This is a genomic window from Paraburkholderia sp. Ac-20340 (genome assembly GCF_017104965.1).
Lineage (GTDB): Bacteria > Pseudomonadota > Gammaproteobacteria > Burkholderiales > Burkholderiaceae > Paraburkholderia.
Genome location: NZ_JAAGPR010000010.1, coordinates 14,994 through 30,043, shown reverse-complemented (window position 1 = coordinate 30,043; position 15,050 = coordinate 14,994). Strand labels below are relative to the sequence as shown.

At 66.2% G+C, this 15,050-nt stretch carries 11 protein-coding genes; 6 read left to right on the top strand and 5 right to left on the bottom strand.

The window, feature by feature from the left end; all coding sequences use genetic code 11:
• Positions 1–10 precede the first annotated feature (10 nt).
• Positions 11–808: an enoyl-CoA hydratase-related protein gene (locus G3N59_RS15425; protein ID WP_205983492.1), complete on the top strand. Its 798-nt coding sequence runs from the start codon at positions 11–13 to the stop codon at positions 806–808.
• Positions 809–839: 31 nt separating this feature from the next.
• On the opposite strand, the gene G3N59_RS15420 is transcribed toward G3N59_RS15425, so the two are convergent.
• The gene (locus G3N59_RS15420) at positions 840–1,391 is read right to left on the bottom strand and encodes a VOC family protein (RefSeq protein ID WP_205983491.1); all 552 of its coding nucleotides are present in this window, start codon (positions 1,389–1,391) and stop codon (positions 840–842) included.
• A gap of 260 nt (positions 1,392–1,651) precedes the next feature.
• Between G3N59_RS15420 and G3N59_RS15415 the strand changes: the two genes are divergently transcribed.
• Positions 1,652–4,303, top strand: coding sequence for a LuxR C-terminal-related transcriptional regulator (locus tag G3N59_RS15415; RefSeq protein WP_241023467.1), 2,652 nt, complete (start codon positions 1,652–1,654; stop codon positions 4,301–4,303).
• 36 nt (positions 4,304–4,339) lie between these two features.
• Here the strand turns inward: G3N59_RS15415 and G3N59_RS15410 are convergent, their stop codons facing one another.
• Positions 4,340–5,500 (bottom strand): acyl-CoA dehydrogenase family protein, encoded by a 1,161-nt coding sequence (locus tag G3N59_RS15410; protein ID WP_205983490.1) that lies wholly within the window; start codon positions 5,498–5,500, stop codon positions 4,340–4,342.
• Positions 5,501–5,759: 259 nt separating this feature from the next.
• Here G3N59_RS15410 and G3N59_RS15405 point away from each other — a divergent pair, with 259 nt between their 5' ends.
• Both G3N59_RS15405 and G3N59_RS15400 read left to right on the top strand, forming a co-directional pair.
• Entirely contained in the window at positions 5,760–6,233 is a 474-nt protein-coding gene (locus G3N59_RS15405; RefSeq protein WP_205983489.1) for a nuclear transport factor 2 family protein, read from the top strand.
• Positions 6,234–6,272: 39 nt separating this feature from the next.
• The gene (locus tag G3N59_RS15400; protein WP_205983488.1) at positions 6,273–7,433 is read left to right on the top strand and encodes an acyl-CoA dehydrogenase family protein; all 1,161 of its coding nucleotides are present in this window, start codon (positions 6,273–6,275) and stop codon (positions 7,431–7,433) included.
• Between the two features lie 70 nt (positions 7,434–7,503).
• Here G3N59_RS15400 and G3N59_RS15395 read toward each other — a convergent pair whose 3' ends face one another.
• Together G3N59_RS15395 and G3N59_RS15390 are read right to left on the bottom strand one after the other, a co-directional pair.
• Positions 7,504–8,577: a phosphotransferase family protein gene (locus G3N59_RS15395; RefSeq protein WP_205983487.1), complete on the bottom strand. Its 1,074-nt coding sequence runs from the start codon at positions 8,575–8,577 to the stop codon at positions 7,504–7,506.
• Between the two features lie 28 nt (positions 8,578–8,605).
• On the bottom strand, positions 8,606–9,367 hold the full coding sequence (locus tag G3N59_RS15390) for an SDR family oxidoreductase (protein ID WP_205983486.1): 762 nt from the start codon (positions 9,365–9,367) through the stop codon (positions 8,606–8,608).
• Positions 9,368–9,603: 236 nt separating this feature from the next.
• Here G3N59_RS15390 and G3N59_RS15385 point away from each other — a divergent pair, with 236 nt between their 5' ends.
• Both G3N59_RS15385 and G3N59_RS15380 read left to right on the top strand, forming a co-directional pair.
• Positions 9,604–10,809, top strand: coding sequence for an acetyl-CoA C-acetyltransferase (locus G3N59_RS15385; RefSeq protein WP_205983485.1), 1,206 nt, complete (start codon positions 9,604–9,606; stop codon positions 10,807–10,809).
• Positions 10,810–10,853: 44 nt separating this feature from the next.
• Positions 10,854–12,974, top strand: coding sequence for a 3-hydroxyacyl-CoA dehydrogenase NAD-binding domain-containing protein (locus tag G3N59_RS15380; protein WP_205983484.1), 2,121 nt, complete (start codon positions 10,854–10,856; stop codon positions 12,972–12,974).
• On the opposite strand, the gene prpR is transcribed toward G3N59_RS15380, so the two are convergent.
• Positions 12,960–14,918, bottom strand: coding sequence for a propionate catabolism operon regulatory protein PrpR (gene prpR, locus G3N59_RS15375; protein WP_205983483.1), 1,959 nt, complete (start codon positions 14,916–14,918; stop codon positions 12,960–12,962). The two genes, G3N59_RS15380 and prpR, sit on opposite strands and share 15 nt — an antisense overlap.
• Positions 14,919–15,050: the final 132 nt, after the last annotated feature.

Genomic DNA, 15,050 nt, shown 5'->3' with positions numbered 1-15,050 from the left:
GACCATCAACATGACCGAAACCAACGTCGAACTCGAATTTGACGGCGCGGTCGCCGTCCTCACACTCAATCGCCCCGACGTGTTGAACAGCATGACGCCGGCGCTGGCACGCGATGCGCGCGCAGCCATTGCGCAGGTCAACGAAACGCCCAGCGCCCGTGCGCTGCTGATCACCGGCGCTGGCCGCGCTTTCTGTGCGGGCGCGGAACTCAAGGACGCGTTCCTGAACGGCAGCGCCAATCAGTCGGCCGGCGAGCAACTCGACGTCACCATGCGCGACGACTTCAACCCGTGGGTCACCGATCTGGACCAGCTGCGCATTCCCGTCATTGCGGCGGTCAATGGCGTGGCGGCAGGCGCAGGCGTGGGCCTCGCGCTCGCAGCGGATATCACCGTGGCGGCGCGCTCCGCGTCCTTCATCCTCAGCTTCTGCCCGAAGCTCGGCCTGATTCCCGATGTCGGCACGACCTGGTATCTGCCGCGCCGCATCGGCCTCGCGCGCGCGACGGCGCTTGCGCTGCTCGGCAACCGGCTCGACGCGCAGGAGGCCGCGCAGTGGGGGCTGATCGCACAATGCGTCGACGATACGCAGTTGCTCGATACGGCGATGGAGATGGCCCGCACGCTCGCGCGCCTGCCGACCGGCATCGCGCTCGAACTCAGGCGCGCGCTCAAACACTCGCAATCGAATTCGTTGAGCGCGCAACTTGACTACGAGCGCGAACGGCAATGCACGCTGATCGAATCTGCGGCGTTTCGCGAAGGCGTCACTGCCTTCCGCGAAAAGCGCGCGCCAGTTTTCGGCTGATCACCCGGTCATCGATGCGCGTCAGCCGCAATCATCGACTGACGCGCGCGGCGTATTTGCGGTTGACGTCGCGCGTGTCGAGTTCGCGAGTCCAGCACGCGAACTCCAGACAAACGCCGTCGGGATCGAAAAAATAGACGGATCGCACATACACGTGGGCGCTGACCGTTTCGCTGATCTGGGAGGCCGAATCGTCGTGATTCAGGACGCGCGAAATCTCGATGCCTTTCTCGACGAGTCGCGCGACATAGGCATCGAACTTCTCGGGCGGCACGCTCAAGGCCAGATGATTCATCGACCCATGCGCGGAAACGAGCCCGCCGCCGCCCGGCAGCGTGGCCGGCGCGGCGACGCCTGGCGCCGCATCGGGTGCATCGCGAAACCAGAAAAACGCCAGCGAATCGCCATTGCCGATATCGAAAAAGAAGTGCTGCCCCATGCCGCCGGGAAGATCGATGGTCTTGATCAAGGGCATGCCGAGCAGGTCGCGATAGAACGCCACCGTTCGGGTCATATCCTTGCAGACCATGGCCACGTGGTGAACGCCACGAAACTCAAACTCCGTATTCGGCTTGCGTTGCATCTTGTCTCCTTCACTGTGTTGTGCGTCGTGCGCGCGTGAATACCGTGAACTTTACGAGATGCGCGCGGTGGCGTCGAACGATTTTGCCCGCCCGTAAAGCCCACGCGCTATGCCACAATGCTGACGCTCCTTCGCGATAGAAAGCGCAACGGCGTTGCGAGCGCTTACTGATTCTGCGCGCTTTATCCGTGTTATCCCCAACCCATTCCTTTGCGCGTTTGCCTACCGTGTACTCGCCGCCGAAATTCCAGCCGCCGCCGTTGCAGTCCTCGCACCTGAGACGCGAACGCCTGATCACGCCCGCCAGTCGCGCCGAGGGTATCCGCCTCGTCGTGATGCATGCGCCAGCGGGCTTCGGCAAGACCGGTGCAATGCTCGATCTTCACGCCGCCTGGACACACGAAGGCATGCGCACCGTCTGGATACGGCTGGGCGCCGGGGACAACGATTTTCCGGTGTTCCTCAAAGCCCTCAATGGCGCAGTCGATCTGCTGGAGACGAGCGGCGCAGAGGCGCACGCGATCGAGGCGCAAGACGTCGCGGATACGCTCGCGAGCCGTCTCGGTCGTCTGCCTGATCCGTTCGCGATCTTTCTGGACGATTTCGAAGCGTTGCTCAATCCGGAATCGTCCGAATACCTGCGTGAGTTGCTGGCGCAGATGCCGGCTCACGGCAAACTGGTCGTCGGCTCGCGGGTGGTGCCGGCGCTCGGTCTGGGGCGCCTGCGCGCGCAGGGAGAACTGCTGGAGATCCGCGCCGAGGACCTGCGCTTCACGCTCGAAGAAACCTCGGCGTACTGGTCGCGCTACGTCAGCCAGCCGCTGCACGCGCAGGCACTCGGCAAGCTCCACGCGCGCACCGAAGGCTGGGTGGCGGCTATCCGCCTGGGCGTGCTCGCCATGTCCCGCAGCCAGGATACGGCGCAGTTCATCGAAGCGTTCTCCGGCTCCCACGCGGCCGTGGCCGAGTATCTTGCCGAAGACGTGCTGGCCAGGCAGCCGCCCGAAGTGCGCGAGTTCCTGCTGCGCACTTCGTTGCTGCGCTCGTTCAACGCCAGCCTGTGCGATGCGATGACGTCACGCCGCGACAGCACGCGCATGCTCGCGCAACTGGCCGACGAAAATCTGTTCCTCGTGCGCGTCGATGCTGCCAGCGAGTCTTATCGCTATCACAGTCTCTTTGCGGGCTTTCTGCAGGCGCGCCTCGCGCTCGAATACAAGGCCGATGAAATCGACGAGATGCACCGCACGGCGGGCAACTGGTATGCCGATAACAACGAGCCGGTTCGCGCCATCGAACACGCACTGCGCGCCGATACGCCCCGCGCGCTCGACCGCCTGCAACAGCACGCCGAAGCAATTCTCTGGCAGGGGCGCGTGCGTCTGCTCGCGCGCTGGTTCGACGCGTTGCCCGAGCAAAGCCTGTCGAACCGCCCGCGCCTGCGCCTGATCCACGCATGGGCCCTGACCTTTCTGCATCGCAGCGACAAGGCGCTGCAAATGCTGGAAGGGATGCAGGAAGCGGGCGAGCGCGACGCGGAAATCGCCGCTCACATGCTCGCCCTGCATGCCTTCATTCTCGCGCTCACCGACAAGCTCGACCGCGCTTTTGCGGCCTGGCAATCGTGCGCGCCGACGCTGTCCCCGGCCCACGCATTTCCGTACGGCATTCAGCTCAATTCGCATGCGTGCTGTCACATCTACCTCGGCCATTTCGACGAAGCGCGCAAGATGCTCGATCGTGGGCGGCAAGTCCACGGCGCGAACGGCGCGGGGGCGAACATGCGCGTCGCGCATTGCCTCGAAGGGCTGATCGACCTCACCCAGGGGCGCCTGCGCCAGGCGCTGGCGCGCTATCGCGGCGCGCACCGGCCGGACCCCGGTTTGCAGGACGCGCGCTTCGACGGTCAGGAAATCGCCGGCGCCTATCTGGCGGAAGCGCTGTACGAAAGCGGCCAGCTCGCCGAAACCCAGCATCTGCTCACGTCCTATCTGCCGCTGATTCGCGCGGCGGCGCACAACGATCCGCTCATCGTCGCGTTCATGCTGCTGTGCCGCTGCGCACTCGCACAAGCGCGCGACGAAGACGCCATGCTGTGGCTGCACGACTGCGAGCAGATGGGCTACCGCACCGGTCAATTGCGCATGGTGGCCTGCGCGCGGCTCGAGCGATCGCGCATTGCCCTGCTGCGAGGCGATCACGCCGGCGCACGCGCCGAACTCGACGCCGCGCAGGCGCTCAATGCGTGGTCGTTCGGCGCCGCGTTCACGCCGCATGCCAACGACGTCGAAACCCTCGACCTCGCGCGCTGGCGGCTTGATATTGCCTGCGGCAACGCTGGCCAGGCGGCGCAAGAACTCCGCGCTGCGCTCGCGCAGGCACAAAGCGCAATGCGCTGGCGCCGCGCCCTGAAACTGCGCCTCATGCTCGCGCTCGCCCTGCATGCACACGGCGAGATCGAGCCGGCGCGACGCGAGTGTCTCGAAGCGCTCGAAATTGCCGCCAGCGAAGGCTTCGTCAGCATGGTCCTCGACGAAGGTACGCCGATGCTTCGTCTCCTGAAAACCGTTGCGCAGTATCCGGGGCACGCTGTCACCGGCAGCGTGACGGCGGCCGCGTTCATGTATCAGTTGCTGGACGCACTCGAAGCGCGTTACGCAAGCGCGGGCACAGTCGCCGCCGCATCGCCGGCGCAGACGAATGAGGCCCACTTGCTCGAATCGCTGACCCGTTCCGAGCGCAAGGTACTCGTGCTGCTCGCGGAAGGCCTCAGCAACAAGGCGATGGCCGAAAAGCTGTTTGTTTCGGAGACGACGGTCAAAAGCCATCTGCGCGGCATCAACCTGAAGCTGAATGCCACCTCGCGCACGCATGCGGTCTCGCTGGCGCGCAAGGCGGGGCTGCTGCCCTGAAGCGCCGCGCGCCTGCGCCTCTGCCCTACGCGCGCGTCAGTCCATGTGCTCGCGCAGGCCCAGCGAACGCCCGATGATCTCCAGCATGATTTCGGACGTCCCGGCAAAAATGCGCGAAACCCGCGCGTCGCGATACATCCGGCTGATGCGGTACTCCTCCATATAGCCCGCGCCGCCGTGCAACTGCAGGCAGGCGTCGATGAGCCGGCCTTCGAGCTCCGACGTCAGCAGCTTTGCCGAAGCCGCCGTTGCCGCATCGAGCCCCCCGGCGTTGTGCTCCATCACGAGCGTGTCGATCCACGTCTGCATGGCGTCGAGTTCCGCGTGCTGGCGCGCCAGCACGAAGCGTGTGTTCTGGAACGCGCCGACCGGCCGCCCAAACGCGCGGCGCTCTTTCACGTAGTCGAGCGTAAGGTCCAGCGCCACCTGCGCATGCGCAACCGACTGGCAGGCGCTCAACAGGCGCTCTTCGGCGAGCCCTTCGGCGAGATAGGCGAGCGCCTTGTCCGGCTCGCCGAGCAGATTGGCATGCGGCACGAACACCTCGTCGAAGAACAGCTCGGCGGTGTCCTGGGCGTCGAGGCCCAGTTTATTCAGGCGGCGGCCGCGCTCGAAACCCGCCATGCCGCGCTCGACCAGAAAGAGCCCGAATGCGCGCGGCTGCTGCGGGTCGGTACGCGCGACCACGATGACCGTGTCCGCGTTGATGCCGTTCGAGATGTAGGTCTTGGCGCCGCTCAGCCGCCAGCCGCCTTCGACCTTGCGCGCGTGCGTGCGGATACCCGCGAGATCGGAACCGGTGCCGGGTTCCGTCATGGCGATGGCGAGGATACGCTCGCCACGCGCGGCCTCGGGTAAGAGCCGCGCCTTCTGCGCGTCGGTGCCCAGGCGCGCGATGTACGGCGCAACCAGCCGCGAATGCAAGGTCAGATACACGCCGATATCGCCGTGGCGGATCATTTCCTCGTACACGATCTGCTCGAAGCGGAAATCGTTCACGCCCGCTCCGCCGTACGCCTCGTCGGCCCACATCAGCAACAAACCCTGCGCGCCCGCCGCTTCGAACACCGAACGGTCACAACAGCCTGCAGCGCGCCACGCGTCGACCTGGGGCGCGACTTCTTTCTGGATAAAGCGAACCACGGATTCGCGAAACAGCTCGTGTTCGGCTTCGAAGATCCTGCGTCGGGTGCTCATACGTGCTCCGGCTCGTCATCGTGAGAGTGATGCTGCGCATGGCAGCCTGCGATCGATTATCGCCATGCGTGGGCAGGCAGGCCTCATTCGAAGTGATGAAATTGCGAGACGCAAGCGAGCCGGTATTGACCCGGCGCGGCGGGATTTCATCCGTTCGAACGGCGCAGCGCGGGATGGCGAGCCACATAATTTTTTTGACCGCGCAGCGGGTGCGAACACCCGCGCGGGCTTCGTTTCTACTCCTTACGACACCACCGCCATGACCCCGACCGAATCCGCTGCAAGCCTCGTCGCCTGCCAGCAAGCCGTGCTGCGCTTCTACTACGCGCTCGACCGAAACAATTATCCGCTCGCGATGGAGCAGGTGACGCCGGGCTGCCTCTGGGAGCGCGGCGGCGTGCTGCTGCAGGGCCGCGAGCAGATCGAGGCGTCGGTGCGCAGGAAGTCGCCCACCCAGGTCGCGCGCCACGTCGTCAATAATTTTGCCGTGCTCAGGCAGGACGCAACGAGCGCTACCGCGGTGTATTGTCTGGTTCTGCATCTCTATGACGACGGCTCCCAGCCGAGCCTGCCGGTGCCGGGTTCCACGCCTTTCCTGATGGTGGACGTCACCTGCGAATTCAAGCGCGAAGACGATCACGCCTGGCGCATCCAGCAACTCGACGTCACGCATACCTTCAGCTACGCGCGGGAAGTCACCACGCCCCTGCTGGCCGCGAACGCACGCAAGTAGGCCGCTGTCCCGCCTCTCATCCGCTCATATCGACTCTTTATGGATTTTTCCCTGACTTCCGCGCAACAGGCGCTGCAGCACAAGGTCCGCGGCTTCATCGCGGAGCAGATCATTCCGCTGGAGAAAGACCCGCGGATCACGCCCCACGGACCCAGCGAGGCGCTGCGCGAAGAACTCGTCGAAAAAGCGCGCGCGGCGGGTCTGCTGACGCCGCACGCGTCACGCGAGCTGGGTGGTCTTGGCCTCTCGCATGTCGACAAGGCCATCGTGTTCGAGGAGGCCGGTTATTCGACGCTCGGTCCCACCGCGATGAACATCCACGCACCCGACGAAGGCAATATCCACCTGCTCGAAGCGGTCGCCACCGAGGCGCAGAAAGCGCGCTGGCTCGTGCCGCTCGTACAGGGCCGCATCCGCTCGTGCTTTGCCATGACAGAGCCGCCGCCCGGCGCGGGCTCGGACCCGGCCATGCTCGCCACCACGGCGGTGCGCGACGGCGACAGCTACGTGATCAACGGCGCCAAGTGGTTCATCACCGGCGCGCAGGGCGCGGCGTTCGTCATCGTCATGGCGAAGATGGAAGACGGCTCGGCCTCCATGTTTCTCGCCGATATGAACCAGCCCGGCATCGAGCATGTGCGCACCATGGACGCGCTCGATACCTGCTTCACGGGCGGCCACGGCGTTTTGCGCTTTCACGATCTGCGCGTGCCCGCCAGCGATGTGCTGGGCGAACCCGGTAAAGGCTTTCGCTATGCTCAGGTGCGGCTCGCCCCGGCACGGCTCACGCACTGCATGCGCTGGCTCGGCCAGGCGCGACGCGCTCACGAGATCTGCCTCGAACACGCGCGCAACCGCCAGGCCTTCGGGCAGATGCTCGGCCAGCACGAAGGCGTGAGTTTCATGCTCGCCGACAACGAGATGGACCTGCACACCGCGCGCCTGCATATCTGGCATACGGCGTGGCTGCTCGATCAGGGCGAGCGCTGCAATTTCGAATCGAGCCGCGCCAAGGTGGTCTGTTCGGAAGCCGAATGGCGCGTGGTCGACCGCAGCGTGCAGATTCTCGGCGGCCAGGGCGTGACGGGCGAAACGATCGTCGCGCGCATCTTCGCCGATATGCGGGCGTTCCGCATCTACGACGGCCCGAGCGAAGTGCACCGCTTCAGTCTCGGCCGCAAGCTGCTCGCGGGCACTTGAACCGCATCGTCAGTGCCTGGACGGGGCTGTTCTACGGCCCCGCTTTTCTGCGCCTGGCGGCTGATCGCGCTTAACCGGTCCTGCTGCGGCGGGCACACCGCCAGCCCAGTTCGGCCAGCGGCTTGACCTTGTCGGCCATGCTCGCCGCGTCTGCCGCGGAGGCGTTGCCGCCGGCCGCGCGCGCCGCCACACCCTGCAGGATTGCCGCCATGCGAAACAGGTTATAGGCAAGGTAGAAGTCCCAATGGCGGATGTCGTCGATGCCGCGTGCGCGGCAATAGTCCTCGACGAAGGCATGTTCCTGCGGAATGCCCAGCGCCATCAGATCCACGCCCGCCACGCCGCGCCACAGATCGGGCGGCACGCACCACGACATGCAGAAGTACGAAAGATCCGCCAGCGGATGCCCCAGCGTGGAAAGCTCCCAGTCGAGCACGGCCACGACCCGCGCTTCGGTCGGATGGATGATCAGGTTGTCCATGCGCATGTCGCCGTGGACGATGCGGGTCTCGTCGCCTTCGGGCACGTGTGCGGGCAGCCAGGCCATGAGCGCGTCCATCGCGTCGATCGGCGTGCTTTGCGAGGCGCGGTACTGCCGGCTCCAGCGATCGATCTGGCGTACGAAATAATTGCCTGACCGACCAAACGTGTCGAGTCCCACCGCACGGTAATCCACGCCATGCAGCGCGACCAGCACGCGATTGATATCGGCGTAGATCGCCTTGCGCTCTGCTGCGCACAGCCCCGGCAAGGTCGGATCGATAAAGCTGCGCCCACGCACGAATTCCATCAGGAAAAACGGCGTGCCCAGCCACGCTGCGTCGTCGCACCAGGTCACCATGCGCGGCACCGGCACGCCGGTCCCGGCCAGCGCCTGCATCACCCGGTACTCGCGGTCGATGGCGTGCGCGGACGGCAGCAACGCGCCAGGCGGCTGTTTGCGCAGCACGAACGCGGCGCTGGCGGTCTCCAGCAGAAAGGTCGGATTGGACTGGCCGCCCGACAAGGGGCGCACGGCCAGATCCTGCGCGTCGATGCCGGCCTGATGCATCCAGGCGGCGAGTCGTTCGAGGTCCGGCACGCCGCGCCCGGCAGCGCTCGAGGAAGTCGATAGTGCGTTGGAAACGCAGGACGAAGAGGACATATCAGCCGCTCGCAGCAAGGTCAGCCAGTCAAAGAGAAGAGACGAGATGCCCGCCGTCGACGGCGAGTATCGAGCCGGTCATGAAGGTCGAGGCATCGGAGGCCAGCAACAGCAGCGGCGCATCCAGCTCGCGTGCCTGCCCGAGCCGGCGTTGCGGCACGCGGCGAATCAGCGCCTGGCCCGCATCGGTAGCGAAAAACGCCGCGTTGAGTTCGGTTTCGATATAGCCGGGTGCAAGCGCATTGACGCGCACCCCATGACGCGCCCATTCGAGCGCAAGCGCCTGGGTGAGATGGATGAGCCCCGCCTTGGCGGCCGCGTAAGCGGGCACCTGTTGCGCCACGCGCAGGCCCAGGATCGACGCGATGTTGATGATGGTGCCCGCGCCGCGCTCCACCATGCGCTGCCCGGCCGTCTGCGCGACCCGCCACGCGCCGTTCAGATTGACGTCGATGACCTGGCTCCAGTCGTCTTCGCTACACGCCACGGCGGGACGCGTCAGCGCAACACCCGCGTTGTTCACGACGATCTGCACCTCGCCGCCGAGTTGCATCCGCGCCGCATCGAAAGCGCCGCTCACCGAAGCGGCCTGCGTCACGTCCATCGACACCACACACGCCTTGCCGCCCGCTTGCGCGATACGCGCGGCGAGGGCGTCGCCCGCTTCCAGGCGTCGCCCGGCAAGCGCGACATGCACGCCGGCGGCCGCCAGCACCGTGGCGAAATGACTGCCCAGTCCGCCGAACGCGCCCGTGACCAGGGCCCGCTTGCCGCGCAGGTCTTCGAACATTGCCTTCCCTCTCATCGTGATGTGGTGATGCGCTGATGTGCTCATGCCGTGCTTGCCGGATCGGCTCACCGATTATGGGTAGCAAGCCAGGCATCGCGCCTCATTCGTTGGGATGAAATACGGCTGCCTGCTTGATGAAGCGCCGCGAGATGCTGCGAATTCATCCCATCGAATGAGGCGCGCGCGGCGGCGGCTGACCATACTGGCCTGCGAACCCCACATCCCTTTCGATCACCATGAACGACGCTTATCTGTACGACGCCGTGCGCACGCCGCGCGGCAAAGGACGCCCCAGCGGCGCACTGCACGAGATCACGCCGGTCTCGCTGGCCGCGCAAACGCTGCAGGCGCTGCGCGAGCGCAATGGCTTCGATCCTCGCGCGATCGAAGACGTCGGCCTGGGCGTCGTGATGCCCTGCGGCGAGCAAGGCGCCGATCTCGCGCGCACGGCGGTACTGGCGGCCGGCTTCGGCGACACGGTGCCGGGCTACCAGCTCAATCGTTACTGCGTCTCCGGCCTCGATACCGTCAATCAGGCCGCCGCGAGCGTCATGGCGGGCCTCACGGAGGCCGCGATCGGCGGCGGCGTCGAGTCGATGTCGCGCGTGCCGATCGGCTCGGACGGCGGCGCGATCTATACGGACCCGGCCATCACTCGCCATTACCCGTACATGCCCAACGGCGTCGCCGCCGATCTGATCGCCACGCTCGAAGGTTTCACGCGCGAGGCTATCGACGCCTACGCGGCGCAGAGTCAGCACCGGGCCGCCCAGGCCCGCGCGCAAGGGCTGTTCTCCCGCTCGCTGGTGCCCGTGCGCAACACGCTCGGCGAAATCGTGCTGGCTCAGGACGAAGCCATTCGTGCGGAAACGACCCCGGCCGAACTCGCGAAGCTCGCGCCCGCGTTTGCCGCTGCGGGCAAGCTGGGCTTCGATGCGATCGCACTGCGCGGGCATCCCGCGCTCGAAGGCGTCGCGCATGTGCATACGAGCGGCAATGCCAGTGCGATCGTCGACGGCGCGGCCGCCGTGCTGATCGGCAGCGAGCGCTTTGGCCAGCTCAACGGCCTCCAGCCGCGCGCGCGGCTGCGCCATTTCGCGTCGCTGGCGAGCGACCCGGTGATGAGCCTGGGCGGCCCGGTTCCCGTCACGCGCAAGCTGCTCGCGCGCGCCGGTCTGACTATCGCCGACATCGATCTGTTCGAGGTCAACGAGGCGTTTGCCGTCGTGCCGCTGGCCTACCAGCGGGCCTTCGATATCGACCCCGAACGGGTCAACGTGAATGGCGGCGCGATTGCGCTCGGGCATCCGCTCGGCGCCACCGGCGCGATGCTGGTCGGCACGATGATCGACGAACTCGAACGCCGCGGTCTTCGGCGCGGCATCGTCACGCTCTGTGCGGCCGCGGGCCAGGCCACGGCCACCTTGATCGAGCGCGTTTGAACCCGCCTGATTGCCGCGTGAATTCAACCTCATCTTCTCCGACTATGAACACACTCTCCCTTGCAGTGGACCCGGCGGGCGTGGCGCTCGTCACGCTGCGCCGCCCGTGCCTGCCTGCTCATGTGCCTTCCGACGCGTTCATGGCCGACATGCAGCAGGTCGTCGAGCGCATCCGCCAGGACCCGGCCATCGTGGGCGCCGTCATCACATGGGACGACGGGCACGGCACGCCCGATGGCGATATCGAAGCCCTCGGTCAGTTCATCGAAGCCGCCAGCACGCAAGGCCGCCCGCCGGTCGCCGCATTCCTCGCGCAAAACCAGTTGATGCGCTCACTGGAAACCGCTGGCAAGCCGGTTGCGGCAGCGATGCATGGCGCAGTGAGCGGCGGCGCGCTGGAACTGTGCCTCGCCTGCCACTACCGCGTGATTGCCGATGCCGAAGAAAGCGCCGTCTCGCTGCCCGCCATCCAGACCGGCCTTCTGCCCGCGAGCGGCGGCACGCAGCGTCTGCCGCGCCTGATCGGCATCGAGGCCGCGCTGCCGATCTTGCTGGACGGCCACGCCGTACCGCAAACGCGTGCCCGCGAACTCGGTATCGTCGATGCCATCGTGCCGCGCGCCGATCTGCTCGCTCATGCGCATGCCTGGGTGCTCGCGCATCCCGATGCAAGCCAGCCCTGGGACCGCAAAGGCTGGCGCATTCCGGGCGGCGCAGGCGCGCTGGCGGAACACGCGCCGCGCAGCTTCTACGCGGGCATGGCGCAGGTGCGCAGCCGCACGCACGACAACTATCCGGCACCGCTTGCGCTGCTCTCGGCGGTCTACGAAGGCACGCAATTGCCGCTGGAGCGAGGCACGGCAGTCGACGCGCGTTACGCCGCGCAACTGGCCGTCGATCCCGTGACGCGCAACCTCGTGCGCACGCTCTTCGTCAATCGCGCACGTTGCGAACGGCTGGCTTCGCGCCCGGCCGCGGTGCCGTCTTCGAAGGTGATGAAGCTCGGCGTGCTGGGCGCGGGCATGATGGGCGTCGGGATTGCGTGCAGCGCCGCGCAGGCGGGATTGGCCGTGGTGCTGCTCGATGCTTCGTCCGGGCAGGCCCGCGCAGGCAAGACGCGCGCCGTGGAGAGCGCGCGTCGCATGGGCGGCGAAGCGGGCGGTGAAGCGGCCGCAGCGCAGTGCGACGCGCGCATTGCGGCGACCGCGCGCTACGAGGATCTAAGTGAATGCGATTTCGTGATCGAGGCGGTTTTCGAAACTCGCGCGGTGAAGTCGGAGGTGCTGGGACGTGTTTCCGAAGTGCTCGATGGCAATGCGATCCTCGCGTCCAATACGTCGACGCTACCGATCAGCGGCCTCGCGACGCTCAGCGATCGCCCTGCCCGTTTTATCGGCATGCATTTCTTCTCGCCGGTCGAGCGCATGCCGCTGCTGGAAATCATCGTGGGCGAGCAAACTTCGCAGGAAACGCTGGCCCGCGCGATGGATCTCGCGCGCACGCTGCGCAAGACGCCGATCGTGGTGAACGACAGCCCCGGCTTCTTCACGAGCCGCATCTTTTGCAGCTATGTCGACGAAGCGATGGCGATGCTCGCCGAGGGCGTGGCGCCAGCGCTTGTCGAGAACGCCGCCCGCATGACCGGCATGGCCGCGAGCCCGCTTGCGGTGCTCGACGAAGTCTCGCTCGATCTCCAGTTGCGCGTGGTGAACCAGGCGATCGAAGACGGCCTGGACGAACGCTTTCTGCGCAGCCACGCACGCCCCGTGATCGCGCGGATGAACGCGCTTGGCCGCACCGGCCGCAAGTGCGCAGCGGGCTTCTACGTCTACCCGGAAGGCGGGCGAAAACACCTGTGGAGCGGACTCGCGGGCGAATATCCGCTCAAGGCCGATCAGCCCGACGTGGAGGTCGTCAAGCAGCGCCTGCTGTATATCCAGGCGCTGGAAAGCGTGCGATGTCTCGACGAAGGTGTGATCACGTCGCCCGCCGACGCTGATATCGGGGCGATCCTCGGGCTGGGCTTTCCGTCCTGGACGGGCGGCCCGCTCTCGTTGATCGAGACGGTGGGCGTGGCGCGCTTCATCGCCACCTGCGAAACGCTGGCGGCCGCGCACGGTGCGCGCTTTTCGCCGCCGCCGTCGCTGCGCTCACGCGTCGCCTGAAAGCGCCTCCGGCTGCTCCAGTTCCTTCAGCCAGCGCCAGAGCGTGGAGCGGCTGATGCCGAGTTCGCGCGCCGCTGCGGTCGGACTGCCGCCGGCGCGGCGGATCGCATCGCGCACGCGTTCTGCACGACGGGCAGGATCGACGTCGCTGGCGTCGGCAGTCGGCTCGCCGTCCGGGAAGAGTTCCGGGCAGTCGTGCCTCAAAGCGTCGTACGGCACCTCGTCCAGTGTCGCAAACTGCAGCAGAAAAACCGCGATGCGCTCCGAAAGATTTTCCAGTTCGCGCACGTTGCCCGGCCATTCGTAAGCCGTGAGACGCTGCATGAGCGGCGCGAGCGCAAGGCGGGCGTCGAGCGTCGAACCAAAGCGCGCCAGACAACGCATCACGATGGGCAGAACGAGCGCGGCGATATCCTCGCGGCGCTGGCGCAGCGGCGCGAGCGCGAGACGCAAGGTGTTGAGCCGGTAATAGAGATCCTGGCGAAAGCGCCGTTCGGCAATCAACTCGGTCAACGGCTGATGCGTTGCGGCGATCACGCGGATGTCGATGGGAATCGGCGCCGTGCCGCCGAGCCGCATGATTTCGCGCTCCTGCAACACGCGCAAAAGACGCGTCTGCAACGGCAAAGGCATATCGCCGATCTCGTCGAGAAAAAGCGTGCCGGTGTGTGCGGCCTCGAACAGTCCACGCTTGCCGCCGCGGCGCGAGCCGGTGAACGCCCCTTCGTCATAGCCGAACAATTCGCTTTCGAGCAGCGACTCGGGAAACGACGCGCAATTCACCGCAACGAACGGCTGTCCCGCACGGTCGCTCTCGTTGTGCATCGCCTGGGCGAACACTTCCTTGCCCACGCCGCTTTCGCCGGTGATCAGCACGTTCAGGTCGGTACGCGCAAAGCGGCGCGCGCTGGCGATCACATCGCGCAGCGCCTGGCTCGTGCCGATAATGCTGTCGAAGCTGTGCCGGGCCGCGTGCTGCTGGCGGCGCTGCATGGCGCGCAGGCTCGTATCGGCGGCTTCGATGTTGCGCGCGTCGTAGAGCGTCAGCGCCGCGCCGACGATTTCGCCGTGCTCGCGAATCGGCGTGCGATGCGCAACCCAGTTGCGCTGCGCGAACCGCTGCGCCACGGCGCGCTCCTGCTGGCCGCTGTCGAGTGTGGCACGCAGCGACAGCGCAGGCTCCACGCTCTGCAGCACCCGGCCCTCGAGCCGCTCTCCCTGCCCGCCCAGCAACTGCTGCATAGGCGGATTCACCGCGATGATGCGTTCCTGCCGGTCCACCGCGATCACGGCTTCCTGCAGGTTGTGCAGGACGCTGTGCAACTGTTCGTAGCGTCCTGCCTCCAGCCGTGCGACGCGCGCCAATTCGAGCGCGTCGTCGAAGCCCTTGCGGATGCTCGCAGGCGAATACGCCAGCAAGCCGTGCAAACCGGCCTCCTGCGCCAGTTCCACCACGAGACTCGATCCGACGATGGCCTCATAACCCGCGCGGCGCAGCGCTTCGAAATGGATGCGCGCATCGTCCGGCGTTCGATAGGCATGCTGACGAACTTCGATATTCAGCAGATCTTTCACGGCGTCCAGTTCGGGAATCGTCGTGCCGTACATGACGACGCCCACCCGCGCCGCCACCTCGCGCGCCTTGATCAAGGCCTGCAAGAGATCGAAACCCGTGACCTGGATCGTGGCGACCGGCGTTTGCAGCCCCGCGCGCAGGATGCTCGCGTTCGAGCCCGCGCTCACGAAGGCGTCCACCGCGCCACGCTCGATACGATCGCGCGCGATCGCCAGCGCTTCGTCGAACGAACCGTCGACCAGTTCGATGTCGGCGCGTCCCGTGTATTCGGCGACCACCGGCATCGCCAGTTCGCGTATCTGCCGGTAGCCGAGAAAGCACAGACGAGGACGTCCCGTCCGGAAGTACGCAGCAGCATTCGGATGCATAACGTTGTCTCATTGAAACGTGGCCGACGTTTCACGATTGTGCCATGAAACAAGGCATTTTCGAGCCGCTCCATCGACATCGAATCAAATCAAGCGCTTACGCAGGGTTTCGTGACTGGCATATGTCTTGCC